18 protein-coding genes, 1 tRNA gene and 1 riboswitch are annotated in these 20,868 nt (G+C 50.0%); of the genes, 7 read left to right on the forward strand and 12 right to left on the reverse strand.

Going from position 1 to position 20,868, the window contains the following annotated elements; translation table 11 throughout:
- Positions 1-854: WIAG-tail domain (locus PGL02S_RS27465; RefSeq protein WP_127502979.1), on the forward strand; the 854-nt coding region annotated here is incomplete at its 5' end.
- Between the two features lie 118 nt (positions 855-972).
- Here the strand turns inward: PGL02S_RS27465 and PGL02S_RS27470 are convergent.
- Positions 973-2,220 (reverse strand): MFS transporter, encoded by a 1,248-nt coding sequence (locus tag PGL02S_RS27470; RefSeq protein WP_036643725.1) that lies wholly within the window; start codon positions 2,218-2,220, stop codon positions 973-975.
- A gap of 356 nt (positions 2,221-2,576) precedes the next feature.
- Between PGL02S_RS27470 and PGL02S_RS27475 the strand changes: the two genes are divergently transcribed.
- Together PGL02S_RS27475 and PGL02S_RS27480 are read left to right on the forward strand one after the other, a co-directional pair.
- Complete coding sequence (locus PGL02S_RS27475) at positions 2,577-3,095, forward strand: sigma-70 family RNA polymerase sigma factor (RefSeq protein ID WP_036643726.1); 519 nt, start codon at positions 2,577-2,579, stop codon at positions 3,093-3,095.
- Positions 3,092-3,940, forward strand: a complete 849-nt coding sequence (locus PGL02S_RS27480) for a hypothetical protein (RefSeq protein WP_036643728.1) — start codon at positions 3,092-3,094, stop codon at positions 3,938-3,940. The genes PGL02S_RS27475 and PGL02S_RS27480 overlap by 4 nt, the downstream gene beginning before the upstream one ends.
- A gap of 296 nt (positions 3,941-4,236) precedes the next feature.
- Here the strand turns inward: PGL02S_RS27480 and PGL02S_RS27485 are convergent, their stop codons facing one another.
- The 3 genes from PGL02S_RS27485 to PGL02S_RS27495 all read right to left on the reverse strand — a co-directional run bounded on the left by PGL02S_RS27485 (position 4,237) and on the right by PGL02S_RS27495 (position 9,579).
- Complete coding sequence (locus PGL02S_RS27485; protein WP_081742866.1) at positions 4,237-5,298, reverse strand: NAD(P)-dependent alcohol dehydrogenase; 1,062 nt, start codon at positions 5,296-5,298, stop codon at positions 4,237-4,239.
- Positions 5,299-5,337: 39 nt separating this feature from the next.
- Positions 5,338-7,014, reverse strand: coding sequence for a glycoside hydrolase family 13 protein (locus PGL02S_RS27490; RefSeq protein WP_036643730.1), 1,677 nt, complete (start codon positions 7,012-7,014; stop codon positions 5,338-5,340).
- A gap of 312 nt (positions 7,015-7,326) precedes the next feature.
- Positions 7,327-9,579, reverse strand: a complete 2,253-nt coding sequence (locus PGL02S_RS27495) for an ATP-binding cassette domain-containing protein (protein WP_036643732.1) — start codon at positions 9,577-9,579, stop codon at positions 7,327-7,329.
- A 291-nt stretch (positions 9,580-9,870) separates the two neighbouring features.
- Between PGL02S_RS27495 and PGL02S_RS27500 the strand changes: the two genes are divergently transcribed.
- Together PGL02S_RS27500 and PGL02S_RS27505 are read left to right on the forward strand one after the other, a co-directional pair.
- Positions 9,871-10,446 (forward strand): 5' nucleotidase, NT5C type, encoded by a 576-nt coding sequence (locus PGL02S_RS27500; RefSeq protein ID WP_006208029.1) that lies wholly within the window; start codon positions 9,871-9,873, stop codon positions 10,444-10,446.
- Entirely contained in the window at positions 10,443-10,673 is a 231-nt protein-coding gene (locus PGL02S_RS27505) for a hypothetical protein (protein WP_006208028.1), read from the forward strand. Before PGL02S_RS27500 ends, PGL02S_RS27505 begins: the two co-directional genes overlap by 4 nt.
- 45 nt (positions 10,674-10,718) lie before the next feature.
- Here the strand turns inward: PGL02S_RS27505 and PGL02S_RS28445 are convergent, their stop codons facing one another.
- The 4 genes from PGL02S_RS28445 to PGL02S_RS27520 form a co-directional block, all read right to left on the reverse strand.
- Positions 10,719-10,874 carry a hypothetical protein gene (locus PGL02S_RS28445; protein WP_006208027.1) on the reverse strand — a complete coding sequence of 52 codons (156 nt, stop codon included), beginning with the start codon at positions 10,872-10,874 and terminating at the stop codon, positions 10,719-10,721.
- 109 nt (positions 10,875-10,983) lie between these two features.
- Entirely contained in the window at positions 10,984-11,259 is a 276-nt protein-coding gene (locus tag PGL02S_RS27510; protein ID WP_006208025.1) for a phage holin family protein, read from the reverse strand.
- Between the two features lie 256 nt (positions 11,260-11,515).
- On the reverse strand, positions 11,516-13,321 hold the full coding sequence (locus tag PGL02S_RS27515; RefSeq protein ID WP_006208024.1) for an ABC transporter ATP-binding protein: 1,806 nt from the start codon (positions 13,319-13,321) through the stop codon (positions 11,516-11,518).
- A complete protein-coding gene (locus PGL02S_RS27520; protein WP_036644115.1) occupies positions 13,318-15,063 on the reverse strand; it encodes an ABC transporter ATP-binding protein in 1,746 nt (581 codons plus the stop codon). Before PGL02S_RS27520 ends, PGL02S_RS27515 begins: the two co-directional genes overlap by 4 nt.
- Positions 15,064-15,409: 346 nt before the next feature.
- On the opposite strand from PGL02S_RS27520, the gene PGL02S_RS27525 reads away from it, so the two are divergent.
- The gene (locus PGL02S_RS27525; protein WP_006208022.1) at positions 15,410-15,742 is read left to right on the forward strand and encodes a hypothetical protein; all 333 of its coding nucleotides are present in this window, start codon (positions 15,410-15,412) and stop codon (positions 15,740-15,742) included.
- 214 nt (positions 15,743-15,956) lie between these two features.
- On the opposite strand, the gene PGL02S_RS27530 is transcribed toward PGL02S_RS27525, so the two are convergent.
- From PGL02S_RS27530 to PGL02S_RS27540, 4 genes are all read right to left on the reverse strand, one after another.
- Positions 15,957-16,688, reverse strand: coding sequence for an N-acetylmuramoyl-L-alanine amidase (locus PGL02S_RS27530; protein ID WP_036643738.1), 732 nt, complete (start codon positions 16,686-16,688; stop codon positions 15,957-15,959).
- Positions 16,669-16,929, reverse strand: a complete 261-nt coding sequence (locus PGL02S_RS28450; RefSeq protein ID WP_155984654.1) for a hypothetical protein — start codon at positions 16,927-16,929, stop codon at positions 16,669-16,671. Before PGL02S_RS28450 ends, PGL02S_RS27530 begins: the two co-directional genes overlap by 20 nt.
- 6 nt (positions 16,930-16,935) lie before the next feature.
- Positions 16,936-17,007, reverse strand: a tRNA-Thr gene (locus tag PGL02S_RS27535).
- A gap of 107 nt (positions 17,008-17,114) precedes the next feature.
- Complete coding sequence (locus PGL02S_RS27540) at positions 17,115-17,420, reverse strand: MTH1187 family thiamine-binding protein (RefSeq protein ID WP_006208019.1); 306 nt, start codon at positions 17,418-17,420, stop codon at positions 17,115-17,117.
- Positions 17,421-17,777: 357 nt separating this feature from the next.
- Positions 17,778-18,010, forward strand: a riboswitch (cobalamin riboswitch).
- A 189-nt stretch (positions 18,011-18,199) separates the two neighbouring features.
- Here PGL02S_RS27540 and PGL02S_RS27545 point away from each other — a divergent pair.
- Positions 18,200-20,533 carry a ribonucleoside-diphosphate reductase subunit alpha gene (locus PGL02S_RS27545; RefSeq protein WP_036643740.1) on the forward strand — a complete coding sequence of 778 codons (2,334 nt, stop codon included), beginning with the start codon at positions 18,200-18,202 and terminating at the stop codon, positions 20,531-20,533.
- The last annotated feature ends 335 nt before the right edge of the window (positions 20,534-20,868 follow it).

Here is a 20,868-nt window from a genome sequence, read left to right on the forward strand (position 1 = left end):
CCGATGGCTCCCTTACTGGCACTCAGATTGCCGATGGTTCCATCGAGAGTCGTCATCTCGCTCCCGATGCCTTCGACAACTTCACCTTAAACGAATGCTCGATCACGGGCGATAAAATTGCAGAGGCCACTATTACAGGAGAGCATATCGCCGATGGCTCCCTATCCGGCATCCAAATTGCCGACGGCTCCCTTACCGGCACTCAAATCGCCGAGGGCTCTATCGAGAGCCGTCATCTCGCTCCCGATGCCTTCGACAACTTCACCTTAAACGAATGCTCGATCACGGGCGATAAAATTGCAGAGGCCACTATTACAGGAGAGCATATCGCCGCTGGCTCCCTATCCGGCATCCAAATTGCCGACGGCTCCCTTACTGGCACTCAAATCGCCGAGGGCTCTATCGACAGCCGCCATCTCAGCCCGGATGTTTGCAGCAACTTCACCATAGACGAAGGATCAATCACTGGGGACAAAATCGCAGAGGCTTCCATCACAGGAGCACATGTTGCCGATGGAACGATTACCGGACAACAGCTGGCTGAGGGTACTATCACGACAGAACACTTGGACTTTACTCCAATACGCGGCATAGCTGGACAGCCGAAGCTGCAGCAATTCGGAATGACTCCTTTCGTGTTTGGAGCTGATGCACTGACCGAGGTAACCGTCCAGTTCGATGAGCCCTTTGCCGGAATTAATTATGTCATAGTAGGGATGAGCAACAATCCGGGCTTCCAGATCTCCTTGAAGTCCCAGCGCGAGAACAGCGCCGTCTTGGAAGTGATCCGTCAGCAAAACTGCAATCTTGCCTACGGCTTCATGTCCTGGATTGCCATCGGTCCTTCCCTGTAACCTCCACACCAATCCAAGGAGGCTCTCCCGCAGCATCCAACGGGAGAGCCTCCTATTTCAATGACCAGATTGTTCAAGGATGCAAAAAAAGACGAGTTTTAAGCTCGTCTTTTTTCCATTAATTCAGAGATGAATCTGTGCGGAGCCCCTCACCTATTTCCGGTAATCTCGAACGTATCCGCAAGGCATAACAGCCCGAAATGAACATAATCGCAGCTGCAATGATATACGTAGCCCGCACACCGAATTGGTCGGTAATGAAGCCGAACAGCAGTGTGGACACGCCGAATACCAGCGATATCAGAGCACTTTGAGCCGCATACACTTTGGGCAGCAATCGAACGGACACACTTCGCTGCAGGGTGGTTTGTAGCGAAACAGCCTTCAATTGTTCGAACATACCAAAGCCGGCCGAGAACACGAGTGCCAACCAGGGCAACGAGGTAAGTCCGAAGCCGAACGTCATGAAGCTGATGCCAAAGGAAGAGATAATTACAAACTGACGGATGTTGCGGTCAATCACCTCCGCAGCTCTCATTCCAAACAGTCCGCCAAGCATGAGCCCGAGGAAGAAGCTTGCATTGATGTAACCCCACCACGCCTCTTCCCTATGCAGCACCTCCGCTACATATACATAGATGATAGCCGCAATCCAGATCACACCCGCAATCGTCTCCAGCACAAAAATCACATGGATCGCCCGGAGTGAGGGCTCCCTCCAAATAAGTATCCACCCTTCTTGGATCGAACTCCAATGCGATACTCCGGATTTTTCCTTCTGCCCTTGGGGTGTTTCATGCTGATCCTCGATCAGCCTCATGAAAATAGCGGCGGCTGCAGCCAGAACAAAGGTAACCCCTATCACATTGCTGCCCCCAAGGGCTGCCACCAGCAGTCCTCCTACGGCCCATCCGCCCAGTTGAATCATCTGATCGACAAGCGCTATGAAGCTGTTCGCTTTCGTTAACTCGCTGGTATCCACGAGACGCGGCAGCATGGCATGGCTTGCAGGCGCAGCCCAGCCATCAAGCAGTGAGATGAGGAATACGAATCCGAGAATGGCATAGACCGTCATCTCCTGCTCACCCAGCGCATAGTCGGTCATGATCAATAGAAATAACATGACCGTTTTTCCAATTTGAGACGAAGCAAGCAGCGACTTGAGATTGTATTTATCCATTAAAATGGGCGCAAAGCTCCCGCTTATAAACCGTGCCATCGTTGTGGCAAAAGGAATCAACGCCATAAACATGGCAGATCCTGTTATCCCATGAACGATAGCCATCAAACCGACAATATAAAATAAATCGCCGCTGTTGGCGAGTGCCTGACCCACCCAGAGATAACGAAAAGATTTCCTCTTCATCTTTCTACCCCAATTCTGTATTTAGTTGTGTTGGTTAGGGTAGAAAAACCTACATACTCTGGCCTCCAGACATTTTATATGCTTAATATAGTAACATCATTAAAGACTCCTGTTAAGGTAATGGCTTATTTTTCAGACCCTCCCTTTCCCTGCCGGTATCAGCTTTTGACGACCCTGATTTTACTGGTACATCTCCCCATTCGCCTATTTTTTGTCCCAAGCTAAAACTATTTGCCCGGCTCCAAGGTCTAATGATCAGTCAAGCGCACTCAAGTACTTGAGATGATCCAAGCCAGCCGATGAATAGATCAAACGAATTCGTGCAATGACATTAATACTAGTGCTAGTAGTTAGGGGTGAGTGAACTGAGAGCGAAAGAATCGCAGCAAAAACAGTTCAGCGAAAATATTGAGAAATGCAGAAACAAGTTATACCGGGTGGCCTATTGCTATGTCAAAAACGAGCAAGAGGCGCTGGATATCGTATCGGAGGCGACCTATAAGGGGTACCTCGCATATGAGCGGATGAATACGCCGCAGTACTTTGATTCCTGGATGACCCGAATTGTCATTAACGCTGCCATCGACCATCTCGGTCGTAAAAAACGGGTTACCTATATGGAAGACCACGCTCAAGACTATGCAGCTGCCGAGCATGCCGTGCCACTGGAAGAAAAACTGGATTTATATGATGCGCTGGACAGACTGATGCCAGAAGAAAAAACCTATATCATTCTGAAATTTTTTGAGGATCTGCGTTTTCGAGAAATGGCGGATGTGCTGTCATTATCCGAGAACACCGTCAAGACCAAGTTCTACCGCATTATCGGTAAATTAAAAACGTATCTAATCGAGGGAGAGGTCGATCGTCTATGACAGGAAAAGAACGCTATGAACACATTGAAATCCCAGCCCAGCTTGCCAGCGTTATGGAATCGGCTCAGAGAAAAGCAGCCGCACGTAAAAGATCCATGCGAATGATGAGGTACTCTTCCGTTGTTGCAGCAGCCGTTGCCCTGCTCTTCGTGATAAATATTCCGACGGTGGCTAATGCCCTATCCAAAGTACCCGTAGTGGGCAGCATCGTTCAGGTGCTCCAATTCGGAGGCGGAGGCGAAGTCACAGACGGTGTTACCGTGGGAACGGAAGCTTCCGAGGATGTGTTCAAGATTCAATTTGACCAGGAGGGCCAGTCCGTTTCCAGCGTACCTGCCTACACTGTGGATCACCGTGATGCGCCAAACCGTCTGATCTTTACGTTCAACGGGGTTCGAAACTTTGATTACGAAACCATCAAAAAAGATATGCTGGCGCTCCCGCTCGTGAAGGATGTCTATGAAAACGTCATTTTGGATGATTCGGCCATGCGATTTGTTGTTGAACTGAAGGATGGCGTGAAACATACCGTTTCCGAATATAAAGATCCTGGGTATATCGAGCTGAAGCTCACTTCTACCGGCGAGCCGGTAACACCGCAAGAGGTCTTCTACATTCGCAGTGAAGAGATGCCGCAAGGGGAATCCCTCGCTATCCTTGAAGAGATTTATATTGAAGACGATGTGACTTTCATCAAGACCGCCAGCAGCAACTTCATTGCGGTCATTGGCGGATTTGATACCCGTGAAGAAGCCGAGCAGAAGCTCAGCGAAATCTCGGCTCGTGAGAGCTACGGCGATGATCTCCGCATCGACAGCTGGATGAGCAATGAACGCCCGGACTAATCCGGATTATCAAAAAAGCACCGCTCCGACAAATGTTGGAGCGGTGCTTTTTATAGGATTCGACTTCGCTCTTTAGCGTTATGAACGCGTCAGACCCGGAAGCGACTCTCCGGCTGCAGGGGCAGAGCTTCCACACGCGCGGTGTTCGGATATGCCAGCCTCCCGTTCATGTCGTCTATTTATTATTTCAGGATATTCCGACTTTTTAACTGTTTACAACAGTATTCTTATGCATACAAAAAAGCAGGGCTCCTTCCCGGAGCCCTGCTCATTCTTTCGAAAAATTCAGCTGAATATTATGCGGTTGGATGAGGATAGATCATGACTTTTACACTGGTATCCTTCTGCGTTCTGGCTAGCTCGACGGCTTCCTCGATCTGATCCAACGAAAACCGATGGGTGATGATATCCCGTATGCGGCTGCCCTTGTTCTGCAGCATCTGAATGGCGGCCGGATAAGTATTCGCGTAGCGGAACACCCCGAATACATCCAGCTCGGCGTCAACCAAAGCGCCAATATTCACCGGAATGGCATCGCGTGTCGGCAGGCCTACAAATACAATTCGCCCCCCGCGATTCACATAACCGATCGAATCCGAGATGGCACCGGCATTACCGGATGTTTCAATGATAAGATCAATCCCTTGGCCGCCCGTAAGTTCGTGCAAGCGGTCGGTAACGTCCTCCTCCAGTGGATTGATCACGCCGGAAGCTCCCATCTGAAGGGCCAGATTACGACGGTATTCAACGACGTCGCTGCCATACACCTGAGAGGCCCCGGACATTTTGGCGGCTTCGATAGCCAGCAAGCCGATTGGTCCCAGCCCGAGCACAAACACCCGATCCTCCGGGCGGATACGCCCGCGGCGGACGGCATGGAGGCCTACGGACAGCGGCTCAAGCAAAGCGCCCTCTTCAAAGGACATCTCATCCGGCAGACGGAAGAGTAAGTCGCTGCGAACCGCCACGTATTCTGCCCAAGCCCCATCCACCGGAGGCGTGGCCATAAATACGACATCCGGACACAGGTTGTAGCGCCCGCTCTTACAATAGGAGCAGCGCCCGCATGTGACACCCGGCTCTACGGCCACGCGGTCGCCGACGGCCACGTTCGTCACCTTTTCTCCCGTTTTTACAACAACTCCTGCCAGCTCATGTCCCAGAATCAACGGTTCTTTGACCTCATACCTGCCTATTCGTCCGTGCTCATAGTAATGCACATCCGAACCGCAAATGCCGATGCAATAAACCTGAATCAAGGCCTCATCCGGCTTCGGCTCCGGAATAGGGACCTGCTTCACCCCAATGGATAAAGGGCGATCAAGAACCGCTGAAGACATCATGTTAAGTTGTGGCAAACTGCATTCACCTCTAATCTCAAGAAATCGCTTTCTTACTTAGTTTACACGATAAACTATCGCTTCATAAGGCTTTAGAGTGAATTGATTCAAACTTCGGTCAGAACGATCATAATTCGAGAGTACAACTTCCGGAAGAAGGTCACGCCATTCCGCTGGAAACTGAAAATCTGGCGTTCTGCCATAAAAGTTCAGCACGATTAGATAGCTTTCCTTCCCTAAGGTTCTGGAATAAGCGAATATTTCCGGATGCTCCTGAAGTAAAGCCTGATATTTACCATAGATCAGCACTTCACTGGATTTGCGCAGACGAATCAATGCTTTATAGTAATTCAAAATGGAATCAGGATCCGTTAGCTGCTGCTCCACATTGATCTCGTGATAATTCGGATTGGAGCGGATCCAGGGCACAACGGTTGAGAAGCCGCCATAGAGCGTGTCATCCCACTGCATCGGCGTCCTTGCATTGTCCCGAGCCCGGTAAGCTATTCTGCGCATCGTCTCGGATACGTCCTTCCCGTCAAGAAGCCGCTCTCGATAATAATTGTAAATCTCGACATCCCTGTAATCACTCAGCTCGGCAAACTCCACATTCGTCATCCCGATTTCCTGCCCCTGGTAAATAAACGGCGTTCCCTGCATTAACATAAAAAAGGTCGCCAGCATCTTGGACGATTCCTTGTGATAATGAACCGGATCGCCAAAGCGGGATACCGAGCGCGGTTGATCATGGTTTTCCAAATACAGGGCATTCCAGCCTACGCCCTCAAGACCGGTCTGCCATTTGTTCATGATGCGCTTCCATTCAGCCAAATCCCAGGTTGCATAATCCCAACGTCCTTCAGGACCAAAATCCAGATTGACGTGCTCAAACTGAAAAATCATGTTCAATGCTCCGCTCGTTTCCCCGATCCAGCGATCTGCTTCAGTTATCGGTATTCCGCTCGCTTCGCCAACCGTCATGATATCGTAGTCTGCAAAAGCTTCCCGTTTAAATTGCTGGAGAAACTCATGGATTCCCTCAATATTCCGGTGACCCGGGTTGGAGTCCACGTAACGGAGATTGTTCGGGTTTGGCATATCCGGTAATCCCGGAAGCTTCTTAATATGGGTAATCGCATCCACCCGAAAACCATCGATCCCTTTATCCAGCCACCAACGGATCATGCGAACCAGGTCATGCCTGACCATTGGATTCTCCATGTTTAAATCGGGCTGCTTTTTGGAATAGAGGTGGAGGTAATACTGCTCCGTATGTGCGTCATACTCCCAAGCGGAACCTGTAAACACCGACTCCCAGTTGTTTGGCTCCGCCCCGTTCCTGGCATCCCGCCAGATATAATAATCACGCTTCGGATTGCCACGGGAGGAACGGGACTCTATAAACCACGGATGCTCGTCCGAGGTATGGTTGATGACAAGATCCATAATAATACGCATGCCCCGCTTATGGATTTCTGTCATCAGCAGATCAAAGTCGGCCATCGACCCGAACTCCGTCATAATGTCCTGATAATCGCTGATATCATAACCGTTGTCGTCGTTAGAGGATCGATAGATGGGACAGATCCAGATGATATCAATCCCTAGATCCTTCAAGTAATCCAGACGGGACATAACCCCTTGCAAATCTCCGATGCCGTCTCCGTTTGAATCCATGAAACTGCGCGGATAAATTTCATAGGCAACGGCTTCCTTCCACCATACTTTATGCATTGTTGTATCCCCCGTTTAAATAAAGCTCATAGCGCTAATTCTATTTGGATAAGCTGCTTCGTGGACCCATAATCATGACCTGCCTGCGCGCATCTGGAAAAGACTAGCCCACCTGCCTTTTCCTGCAGGCTGATGCAACATACAGTATTGCCTTATAGGGTATCTTATAAGCCTAAGAACCATAGAATGGCTGGACCAAGGGGAAACGGGGTCCAGCCATTCTATGGTTTACACTGCGGCTTCCTCCAAGTCCCTATTAGGGACTTGCACCGCTATAACAACGCGCCACTTCCTTGACGCGACTTCGTCCAGTTATCCCTTCACATACTTTCCCGTCAAGGAATGTTCCGCTGTAATCAGCTCAGCAGGGGTTCCCTCAAACACCACCCGGCCTCCTCCGCTGCCGCCCTCCGGTCCAAGGTCTATGATCCAATCCGCCTGGCGGATTACATCCAGATTATGTTCAATGACGATCACCGAGCTGCCGTTAACGACCAGTCGGTTCATCATATCAAGCAAATGTCCGACATCTGACATATGCAGCCCGGTTGTCGGCTCGTCCATAACATAGATCTTCCCCTGCTTGTGCAGCTCGCTGGCCAACTTGATGCGCTGGCATTCGCCACCGGACAGGGTGCTCAGCGGCTGTCCCAGCGTCAGGTAATGCAGGCCCACATCGTCCAGAGTCGCCAGACGCTGCCTGATCTCTTTTTTCTCGAAAAAATCGAGCGCCTGCAGCACCGTCATGTCCAGCACGTCCGTAATCATTTTTCCATGGAGTTTATACTCCAGCACGTCATCCTTAAAGCGCCTGCCGTCACAGGTGTCGCACAGAGTCTTGATGCCTTCCATAAATGCCAGGTCGGTGTAAATGAAACCGAGTCCGCGGCAGTCGGGGCATGCCCCTTTTGAATTGAAGCTGAACAAGGACGGACTCTGATGGTTAACCTTGGCGAACAACCTTCGGATGTCATCCATAATACCCGTGTAGGTGGCAGGATTGGAACGAATCGAAGTGCTGACGGCGGACTGGTCGATGACAACAGCCTCAGGATGCTGGGACAGGAAGGCATGGTGAATCAGTGAACTTTTGCCGGATCCCGCTACCCCCGTTACCACTGTCAATACGCCTTCCGGAATATCCACGGTTACATTTTTCAAGTTATGCTGATTGGCATCGGTAATCCGCATCTGCCCGGTGGGCATCCGGAAATGTTCTTTCATCGGCATGCAGCGTCTCATATATTGCCCGGTTAACGTTGCCCCCTGACTATGCAGCTGCTCAACCGTACCCTCGAAGACAATTTCCCCTCCCCCGGTACCCGCATTCGGTCCCACGTCCACCACATGGTCGGCAATCCCGATCACATCACGGTCATGTTCCACCACCAGCACCGTATTGCCCTTGTCACGAAGTTTCATCAACATTCCGTTCAGACGGTGCACATCCCTTGGATGCAGACCGACACTCGGCTCATCAAAAATATACATCATATCCGTCAAACTGCTGCCCAGATGCCTGACCATCTTCACCCGCTGCGATTCTCCTCCGGACAGCGTGGTGGTCTCCCTGCTCAGCGTAAGATAGTCCAGTCCCATATCCACCAGGTGCTGCAGACGCTCCGATAAGCTTGCCACCATACCGGCGGCTACCGGGGCCGTAATCCCCATAATGACCTTTCTCAACTCTCCGATCTCCATGGCTGCACACTCGGCTATGTTATACCCATTAATTCTGCAGCTCAATGCTGCTTGGCTCAGCCGTGTTCCTTGGCATAACGGACATGTGCCGTGCGCAATAAAGTTCTTCACGTGATTCAAGGTTCTTTCGGACAACTCGCTGCTGTCGCGCTCGATATAGAGCCGATTGAATTTCAGCACAAGACCTTCAAAGTCAGACTCCACCGGTCCTCCCTTGGACGGAAACCTCACCTTACCCTCCTTGCCGTACAGGAGAAGATTCCACTCCGCTTCGGAATAGTCGGCCAGCTTCTTGTCATTATCAAAAAAACCGGACAGCGTGTAATTCTTCAAATACCAGCTATCCACCGAAAAAATGGGAAACCGCACCGCCCCCTCATTCAAGGATTTGGTCGTATCCAGCAGTTTATTGAGATCCAGTTCCACCTTCTTGCCAATTCCCTGACATTCCGGGCACATGCCCTGCGGGTCGTTAAAAGAAAAAACATTGGAGTACCCCACAAACGGCTGCCCCACCCTGGAAAACAACAGACGGAGTATGGCATACAGATCGGTAATCGTCCCCAGCGTTGAGCGCGAATTGCCACCCAGACGCTTCTGGTCAATGACAATGGCCGTAGACAGGTTCTCGATTGCATCAACATCAGGCTGGCTATGCCGCGGGAGACGATTGCGGACAAAAGCGGTAAAGGTCTCATTGAGCAGTCTCTGAGCCTCTGAACTGATGGTATCAAACACGATCGAAGATTTGCCTGAACCGGATACCCCGGTAAACACCGTAATCTTCCGTTTTGGGATTTGCAGCGAAACATTCTTCAGATTATTCTCCCGGGCTCCACGAATCCGGATATATTCTTGCGGCATGGCGTTTCCTCCCACATCCCTGTAATACGCTAATTATAGAAGGGGAATTATGACATGTACTGTCATAATGGATGAAAGAGTTTATGATTTATCGCGATATTCTCTGGTCAAGGAAATAACAGGAAGGTTGCAGGCTATATTAATGCTATACTTAAATAGTAATGTGTCAGGATTTTATAATTCCTATATTGTTCCATTTATGATTTCGATTTGCCAATTCCGAGCTTGTCCATTACAATTACGGAAAATCATTGATTCCAGATTTCATGATTACAGGAGAGTAGTAATGATATGAGCAAAAAAATAGTAGCCATTGATATGGATGATACGATCTGCCATCTGATACCCAAGGCCATTCAGTATCACAATCTGCAGTACAAAAATCCTCAGCTTACGCTGGATCAGATTACCGATTACAACCTGAACGAGATTTGGCATCCAGAATGCTCGGAAGAATTCTTCTTCGGAAAGCCGGGTTTATATGAAGAACTTGAACTTTTTGATGAATATACGATTGACGAAGTCCACAGAATGACACATGATTATGACGTCATTGTTGTAACCGCAGCCCGCCCCTCCTCGGTGCCGGAGAAGTGGAGATGGCTGCAAATGCACATGCCTTTTATTCCATTCGAGAATTTTTTCGTAGCCAAACGCAAGGATTTGGTGGAGTTCGACCTGCTTATTGATGATGGACCCCATAATGCGATTGCCGCGAGAAAAGCCGGAAAACAAACGATTCTGATTCCGCGTCCCTGGAACGCCCGCATTCAGCATGAATTTATTCTGAAGGATTCCTGGAAGGGAATGCATGAATTAGTAGACCAAATTTTATCAGATTCTAACCATCAAGGGGATATGAAATGAATACAGACCGCAATAGCCGGTACCTATCACAGGACGTCCACTTTTTTGCTGCCGCCTTATCGGAAACACTGGTTTCCGTATGGGAGGAAGATCCCGCAAGCGTTTACGTGGAGATTGAACGAGGGTATATTGAATGCTACACACCGGATGTCGTCCGCATCCGCAATGAAGAAACAGGATATCTCACTCACTACAGCCGTGACACCGCTATGTTTCAGCGGATGTAATACGATAAGAGCCGCCTCCCGGGAGGCGGCTCTTTTATTGCCCAGTTATCTTTTCGCTGACAGGACAAGAAACAGGGTGGCGAGCGGCCCCAGCAGCAAAGACAGCAGGAACCAGTTTAATCCCGTTCTGTTTTTTCCTTGGGCCAGCCCGGCATTGATTAATGCCAGTGTCCCCCATCCGACATAAAATTCGTTATTCATGGTATTCCCTCCGTCACCGTGTTCTGTTTATCCTGATTATTACGCACGGCAGCATAGATCGTTGCAGCAAATGGAAAGGACAGGGTATGCTCCCTGCCCAAGCGAGCCCTTACTTCTTCCTTGTCGCAATGGCCTCCGCCGTCTGTTTAACGGCCTGATGTCCGAATACGGCAAATGCTCCTGCGAGTATACCCTGAATGATATTTTCTACGCTCCAGCCAATCAGGCCGGCAGTAAACAGGATGGAGACCACAATAACTACGTATACAATGCTCCAGTTCGGAACCTTAGGCGTTTGCTTCAGCACATATCCGATCACCCAGCAGGCAGCAACAACCATGAACAGCCGCGGGTCAATCAATTGAAAAATGACACTCCATTCCATCGTAAACCCACCTTCCCTATTGATCTCCTACATCCTATTCCATCAGTCTATCGACCGGCTTGTATTTATATCCTTATTCTTGTGAGCAAAATAATAGAATCAGGGGATGGCGATTAACGGCAGCGTTACACACGGCCCATCATGTTGCATACTCCCAAGACATACAAAAATGGCAGCTCCCGACGGACGGAAGCTGCCATAATCGATGCTTGCTCAATTCAAAAGTCCCCAATTCCAAATCTGCATTCCTGTGCGGTTATATCTTGCTTACCTCGACTTCATCTCCTGCCGCGGCTTCCACCTCGACAGCGGATTGTTCACCTTGCCATAACAGCTGCATCTCTTCGCTTGTGGCAAGCAGATCCGCCAGGCTGCCTTCAGCCTCGATCCTGCCATCCTTCATGACGATGATATGATCTGCCTTCGAGAGAGCCGCCCTGCGGTGCGATACCGCAATACAAGTAACGTCACGCTCCTTGAACAGTCCATCCCACACCAGCTGCTCCGTCTCCACATCGAGCGCGCTGGACAGATCATCAAAGATAAACAGATCCGCACCCGTCATCAGCATACGCGCCGTAGCCGCGCGCTGAATCTGTCCGCCGGACAGCATGACGCCCCTCGGGCCGACAAACGTCTCCAGTCCCTTATCCAGGTTCTCGATGTCCTTCTCCATGACGGCAAGACGAATGGCCCGTTCGAGAGATTCCTCTGCCCGATCCTTTTTCCCCTGCACAATATTCTCTCTTAGAGGATCGCTGAACAGTCGTGGAACCTGTGGTGTATACGCTGCGCGAGGCGGCATGAGGAAGGTGGCCGGATCGACCTCTTCTCCGTTCCAGCGGATCGAGCCCTCCTCTTTTGGCAGCAATCCGAGCAATGTCCGAACCAGTGTCGATTTGCCAGCCCCGATTCGTCCGGTGACCACCAGAAATTTGCCGCGCTCCAGACGGAGATTAATATCCGATATTCCATTCTCCGAATTCGGATAATGATAGGATAGGTTCCTGACTTCAAGCTCTTTCAGCTTCTCCCCCGGTTCTCTGGTGATGACAGGCAGTTCCGGCGGATCTTCGTTCAGGTACGTTTCCCGAGCCTCAATAATCTGATCTTCCTCACCCGGGCGAAACAGTGACCGCATCCGGTCAAAGGAAACCTTAAGCCGCTTGTGCTGGAACACCATATAACCGAACAATGAAATACTGAAGCCGATATTCGCCAGATATGTCGTAAACAACGCAAAATCTCCGACGGTAAAATGTCCGGCCTGCATTTCAGCAGCGCACATCAACAGAATCAGACCCGTGCAGATGCTTAATACATGCTGGTTCAGGGATCTCATCCACTGTTTAAACAGATTATCCTTCAGCGCTGCCTGACGGCGGTCTTCATTCAGCTTCGTGAAGCGCTCATGAACATGATCTTCGGCCTGTCCCAGCTTCAAAGCTTGAACGGCACCAAAGGTTTCTGCGATGAAACTCGTAATCCGCCCCGTCGCTTCACGGTTCTTCAGCCCGTAGCGGCGGGCCCGGTTACCGGAGAGGTTGTTCAGCAGTGTCACCACCACGAGTGGCAGGACGGCTACCAGCATGATCTTCCAGTTGATGCTTGCCATGACTGCAACGGAGACAATCGCGAACACGAGTCGTCCCCAGAAGTCCACCCACGACTCCGCATACTCTACAACCTCATCCACGTCATCGCGGAAGCGGCTCATCGCCTCCCCCGGCGATGCCGGCAGATTTCGTCCCGGCCAGCGCATGATGCCTGCCAGCATATTGGTTCGCAGAATAGCCTGAATGTGATAGATATACGTTACCCAGGCGTAGAACGCGGCGAAGAATGTGCCTACGCGGGAGAACCTGACAACCGCAATGAAGATGAGCGGCATGGCAAGCCACACGTAATCCGTAGAGTTCGCCGTTGCCCGATCAAAGAACCACTGCATGCCAAGCCCAATTAACAAAGGCAGTGAATGAAAGATACACCATAGAATTCCGTTCACGATAAATAAAGATGGCCGGTAGCGAAACAAACGCCCGATAAATCCGGTAATCGTCATGCAAGCTCCTCCTCTCTGCCCGTAATCAGCAGTCTGGCATAATGTGAAGCCGGATCTTGTGCAAGTTCTTCCCTTGAGCCGAATTCCAGAATCCTTCCGTCACCCAGCACCATAATTTTATCCACCTGCTCCAGCGTGGCCAGCCGATGCGCAATAATGATGCCCGTACAACGGCTCATCAGCTGATCCACAGCTACCTGCAGCATTGTTTCCGTTGCGGCATCCAGGCGTGAAGAGGGTTCATCCAGAATCACTAGGCTCGGCTGCGTCAGGAATACCCGGGTTAAAGCGAACAGCTGTGCTTCCCCGGCAGACAGCGAGGATCCGCCTGTTGTCAGATGCGTTTCCAGGCCCTCCGGCTGCGCATCGATCCACTGACGAAGTCCAAGACGCTCCGTCGTTTCCAGAATGAACGCGTCGGATACACCCTTATCAAACAACGTCAGGTTGTCGCGCAGCGACCCATCAAACAGCTGCACGTCCTGCGTTACCATACCGACCCGGCGGTACAGCGCAGGCAGCTTCAGCTTCGTAATATCGGTACCTCCCACGCGGATTACCCCGCTGTCGATGTTGTACAGGCGCAGCAGAATTCGGCTTAGGCTTGACTTCCCGCTTCCGGTGCGCCCGATAATACCAAGACGTTCACCCGGCTTAACGGTAAAATTAATGTCTTGCAGCACCGGTTTATCTTCGTTGTAGCTGAAGTTAACTCCCTCAAACTCCAATCCGAGCGCACCCTCGGGAAGCTCTTCTTGCTCTCCGTCCACAATCTCGCTCTTGTTGGACAGGAGTTCCCTGGAGCGGAGCATGCCGGATTTTGCCTTTTGAAACTCTTGCACCTGATCGCCCAGCATCTCAATCGGGTCGTTCAGCATCTGTGTATATTGATAGATCAGGAACAGGGTTCCCAGCGTAATCTCGCCAATCAGATAATAACGGACCCCCAGTAACAGCACAGCGGTAACGGCAAGTGCAAACAGAACAACCGTGGTATTCCAGGGAATGACCCGCAGCATCCAGGCTTTTCTCCCTTTCAGGAATACACTGCGCATCAAGCGGTGAAACCGATTCATTACGTACGGTACATTGCCGTTCGCCTGAACGTCCTCAATGCCTGCGATACGCTCTTCAATCAAGCCGAACAGCGAAGCACTGGCTTCCCGTTCGCTTTTGGATGAATTAACGCCCATGTTCCGGATGAACACCATAAACAGAATCGACAGCAGCGTGAAGACCGACATGACGATGGCGATAGGCAGACTCACCGTGAACATGAACCCCAATATCCCGGCCAACAGCACAAAACTGCCGATGACCTGCACGATAAACATCGCAAAAAAATTCGAGATGCTGGTAACATCACCATCGACTCGCTCAATCATTTCGCCTGGCGTCTTGACGTTATGAAACCGCATATCCAGACGCAGGCAATGCTTCAAAAGATCGCCACGCAGCCGGTTCGTTGCACGCCACGAAATATCGTTACCCAGATAACTGACAGCCACCGTAATCAGCTGGTTAATGACAGCCACAACCAGGAATAATCCCGCCAGCTGAATCAGGCTGGCCAGAACACCGCCACCAGCTGCCGTATCGATAAACCGTTTAATAATCTGCGGATTCAGCAGCTGCAAGCCTGTCGACGTCAACAGCATAATAAGCAGAAGCAGCAGTCGTCCTTTGACCGGCTTCAAATATCGCAGCAGCCACGACATAGAAACCTTTTCTTTTTTGGGCACAGTGCCCACCCCCATATGCAAGCAAGTATGTACAAACCTCCATCACCCAAAAAAACAAGGCATGTTGGCAGTAAATCATTACCAGTCTACATGAAAACCACAGCCATTCCTAGGTAAAGAATAATTATAATGGGATGTGCGTTTATTCAGGAATGCATGATACATAAATGTCGCAGCCACGCGAAATTTCCCGGTTGGACATGACTATGAAGAAAGCTCATTTATTTTTTTATTCCTATATAAATCTTCCAAGTCAAGACCCGCTTCAAAAAAAATCGAATCCCATAATTCAGCATACTCGTATATGTATAATAGAGTGACGTGCAACTTTTTGGAGGTGGGCATAATGAATACTGGGATCAGTGGATTAGACGGACTGGATGAAGAGAAGCTATTGGAAATTCGAGAAAATGCCTCAAAGCTCTCAGATATGAAACAAGAGGTGCCCGTGGAAGAACTGTTCTCGGAATCATTTATTCAACGGCATACCAAGTTTTCTTCCATAGATCACTTGCTGAAAGCTGCTGGTTACGAGGGAAGCACGGATGAAGATTTTGACATATTCATACAAGGAAGTACGATTAACCCGTTTATCGTTGAACATACCCCATTTCGAAGCTGGAAGGATTTTCAGGAATTAGCCGTATCCGCCTATATCACGAAATGGCTGGGATTCTAAATAATGTTGGCAGAATATCAGGTCCACACTAAGGTCTAGTTGAGGATCGAAAGAGCAGAAGATCGAAAGAGCAGAAGACCAAAGAAGCCCCTCTAACCGAAGTTAGAGGGGCTTCTGATATATTTTTTAAGGGGTGCTTTTATTATATGCTGCGAATCTTAATGGGAGATTAAATTTTAATTAAGGGGAACTAAAATGTGGCTGGACGATTGGCTCATGGGTTATGGGTTATCGTTGCTGTCTTTGTTTTATTGTCCCATCCCACGGTTGCACCCAGTGCCTCGGCAGTCGCCCGAAGCGGTACATAGGTCACCCCGTTAATCAGCTTGCCATCCTGAATTGGTTTGCCGTTTACAATAACATTCACCTTATCACTCACCTCACCAGCCGCCTCCTTCTTTTGCAACCCGAGATATTTTGCAATGCCGGCAACATGACCATCGATGAGGGCACCCACGACATCCTCTCTCTTAAGCTTGGCTGCATCCGCGGCAACATCAACAAACAAATTTTCTGTCAGTACCGCAGGCATGTTCGATTCACGGACCATGTGCAGGTTCTTTGCCTTCTGCCCCCTGTCGATTACGTTAAAAGGCTTTAAGGCCGTCATGATCTCGGTATGAAGCACATTTTGCAAAGAGGCTGTTGCAGCCGACGTATGCGTATACTTATAGGATTCGAAGCCACCGGCTCCACCTCCCGCATTACAGTGGACGGAAACCAGGATATCTGCCCCAGCCTTGTTGGCCGCCTCGGTCCGCTCCATTAGCGTAGGAAAGACATCCGCAGATCTGGAGAGCAGCACCTGCACGCCATTGTACTCGGCCTCCAGCCGTTTTTTTACGCTCAGGGACACCGCTAGCACGATGTCCTTTTCCAACAGACCATGAGCAGTCGCTCCGGTATCTTTTCCACCGTGGCCTGGATCAATAAATACCTTCTTCATCTCCCTTCACCTCATCTTTCCGAGCCGCAGCCCGTTTCATCTTTTCGACAGCGAAGGCCACAAACAAACTCGAATAATATGAATCGCTTACTATGTAATATATGATATAAAATGCCGAATGATAGGGCGCTCTCTCCTTAACAAGAACAGCCCCCGGATCACCCAGGGGCACAAAAAGCACGCCTTGCGGCGCCATTTTTATATCATTCCAGCCAGAAATCAGGATATGATCTCCTTGCAATGAACATGCTGGTGAAGGGAATTGAACCCCCGACCTACGCATTACGAGTGCGTTGCTCTACCCCTGAGCTACACCAGCATATGTGGTTCGAAAACAAGCCTCCACGAACAGCAAAATTATTATAATACTTTAGCAGCAAAATACAAGTCCCAGCCTAGCCGGAACATCCCTTGCAATAAGCAAGATTATCCGCCTAATTTTTCCTGCACCGATTGAATCTTTTGCTTGCTGGAGGAGACTTGATCCCTGCGGTCATCAATCTTGACCGAAGTCGATACGCGCTGGGCTCCAGATAGAAATGGCGCCTCATGCAGAGCTTCAATCGCTCGCCAGATCATATTCAGCTCGCCCTCTATGATGGTGCTCATCGAAGTCAGCTCATATGTAATCCCGTCCTGTTGTTTCAATATACGCTGCATCTCGGCCACATAAGAGCTTAAGCTCGTTGTTGCTGTTCCAATCGGAATCACCGTCACTTCCGCTATAGCCAATACCAAAACCTCCCTCGCAACATCTCATATAAAGAACTCTTCAATCTCCAGACACAGATATCATATCAATTCTGATCACTCATATCAAAGCCCCTAACTCGCTATTCGCAATAAAAAATAGTCTGCTCTTTCCACCACAGATCCAGTACGCAACTATCGTATTTTGTCAAAACGATAATATACGTGGTATGTGTGCAGAAAAGGTCGCATTCGGTCACAATCCAGGAAATGTTATGGCCTTTTGACAGTTTCTTAGCTGGCACAATGACCGCTCGTTTGCTATAATTCTTTTTGCGTTCAATTTTAAGAACATGGTTTACAAACACAATATATTGGGTTAAATTAGATAAACAACAACCAAATATAGTGTGTATAGGTGCCGGAACAACCTATAAGGCGGTCCGGCTTAATAGGGAAGCATGGTGTAAATCCATCACGGTCCCGCCACTGTAAGGGCTCTCGGCTATTTATCCTATCTAGGCCGAACCAAATCATGGAATATTCTTCTGGAGGACCTCATCAAGGTCTTGGGGAAGGCTCCGATTTGTCAAAGTCCGAGTCAGGAGACCTGCCTGTACGCAGCCAACACCAACCTACGGGACATTAGGTAAGTGTTCGTTAAACTTGCGTCTGTACATAACATCATGCCCCTTCAAGGGCTTATGTCAAACGTCATTCACGAATCACAGCGCACGGACATTTTCAAGCCTGCGGGTTTTAGAAAATGTTTTTTTGATGTCCTTTTTCATATTTCCCCCTAAGAAAGCGAGGAATTATTCATGCCCCAGCTCGTAGTTAAACCGAACAACCGTCAGCTCGCCTTTGATGAAATACGCCTCTCTGTCTATGCCGACCGCAATCTGAAAGGATTGGACATGCTTGATAAAGAGCGCCTGCTTCGCGGCGTAAATGCTAAACTGCGCGGTGAGCAAGTCACCGGCGAAGAAATCAGCAGCGCCTTCACGATGTCCGCGCTTGAGCTTGTGACAAAAGAAGAGCCGAATTGGAAGTTTGCAGCTGCGCGTTCGTTTCTGACCTCTTTATATAAAAAAGCGGCCACCAACCGCCGATACAAAGCCTACCCGGAAGAGCCTTACGGTGCCTTCTACCCGCTCATCACAGAGCTTGTACAGAAGGGCATCTATCGCGAGGATCTTCTGACCAGCTACACCAAGGAGCAAATCGAAGAGCTCGGCGAATGCATCGATCCAAGCCGCGATCTGCTGTTTGATTACATTGGTCTTTTGACACTCGCTGAGCGTTATTTGGCAACCGACTTTGACGGTCGTGTCATGGAACTTCCGCAAGAACGCTACATGGTAATCGCAATGTTCCTCATGCACAACGAGCCAGCCGACAAACGTATTGACCTTGTAAAAGAAGCCTACTGGGCGATGAGCAACCTGTACATGACAGCTGCCACACCGACCATGTCCAATGCAGGCAAAAAAGTAGCAGGCCAGCTCTCCAGCTGCTTCATTGATACCGTTGACGACTCTCTGGAAGGCATCTTCGATTCCAACACCGATATTGCCCGTCTCAGCAAAATGGGCGGCGGCATTGGCGTGTACCTCGGTAAAGTCCGTGCACGCGGCTCGGATATCCGCGGTCACAAGAACACCAGCTCCGGCGTTATCCCTTGGATTCGCCAATTGAACAACACCGCCGTGAGTGTTGACCAATTGGGAACTCGTAAAGGAGCCATCGCGGTTTATCTGGATGTGTTCCACAAAGATATTCTGTCCTTCCTGGATCTGAAGCTGAACAACGGTGACGAGCGTATGAGAGCCCATGACGTGTTCCATGGCATCTGTCTGCCTGACCTGTTTATGGAGGCTGTAGAGGCCCGTGAGGAGTGGAGCCTGTTCTGTCCGCATGAAGTGAAGAAGATCATGGGCTGGAAAGACGAGAACGGCCGTCCGCTTGGCCTGGAAGACTTCTATGATCAAGCTCAAGGCGATGGCGAGTTCCGTCAAAAATATGCACAAGCCGTGGCGAACCCGCAGCTGCCGCGTATTACGGTACAAGCGATCGACATTATGAAACGCGTGATGAAATCCCAGCTTGAAACGGGTACACCGTACATGTTCTACCGCGACACGGTAAACCGTGCGAACCCGAACTCTGCACATGGCATGATTTACTCATCCAACCTGTGCACCGAGATCATGCAGAACCAATCTCCAACCGTTGTCGAGCAAGAAGAGCTGGTAACAAAGGATGGTCAAACCCGGATTGTTATTTCCAAAATCCCTGGCGATTTCGTTGTCTGCAACCTGAATTCCATCCACTTGGCTCGCGCTGTACCGGCCGGTGTGCTGGAGCGTCTCGTTCCTATCCAGGTTCGTATGCTGGATAACGTTATCGACATCAACAATATTGAAGTTCTGCAAGCCCAATATACCAACAGCCAATACCGTGCGGTCGGTCTTGGAACCTTCGGTCTGCATCACTTGCTGGCTCTGGAAGGTATCCGCTGGGAGTCCGACGAAGCCGTTGCCTATAATGACAACCTGTATGAACACATCAATTACCTGCTCGTGAAATCCAGCATGGAGCTGGCCAAGGAAAAAGGCCACTATCCGAAATTCAAAGGCTCCGATTGGGAGAGCGGCGAGTACTTCACGTTCCGCGGTTACACCGACGGCGAGCATGAAGGCAAATTCGTAACCACCGAACAGTGGCGTGAGCTGCAACAGGAAGTACAAGCCAATGGTGTCCGTAACGCATGGCTGTTTGCCATCGCACCGAACGGCTCCACATCGATTATCGCCGGTTCCACAGCGAGCATCGATCCATTGTACGAACTTCTGTCTTATGAAGAAAAAACCACCTACAAAGTGGCTAACCCGGCTCCGGATCTGTCTGAAAAAACAATCTGGTACTACAAGACCGCTTTCCTGATCGACCAGCATTGGTCCATCAAAATGGCGGCTGCGCGTCAACGTCACGTTGACCAGGCGCAAAGCTTTAACCTGTATGTTCGCCCTGATATCCGGGCTTCGGAATTCCTGGAGCTGCACCTGCATGCATGGAAAGCCGGCATCAAGTCCACGTATTATGTACGCAGCCGTGCGTTGACGATTGAAGAGTGTGAGTCGTGCGCAAGCTAAGAGTTTAATGTAAACTATTTCGAACCCGCCCAAACCCTCCCTTCCAAGGGAGGGCCCCAAGGGCTCTGCCCTCTGGACACCCGCAAGGTGTGCAGGGAATGAATGAGGCGCTTCTATGTTACTTTGGTGGCTAGGAGCGCTTTCTCCCTTCGGGAACGCTGGAATGTAGTGCGGGGACTATGGCGTTACTCGTGAGTTACATCCTGCTGGGACCGCTCTCCCTTTGGGAGTCGCTTCTCGTGCGGTGCAGGGACTAAGAGCTGCTTTGTGCGTTTATTGAGTTACTTCCTGCTGGGATCGCTCTCCCTTTCGGAATCGCTTCTCATGCGGTGTGT

It is taken from the genome of Paenibacillus glucanolyticus NBRC 15330 (assembly GCF_004000885.1).
Lineage (GTDB): Bacteria > Bacillota > Bacilli > Paenibacillales > Paenibacillaceae > Paenibacillus_AQ > Paenibacillus_AQ glucanolyticus.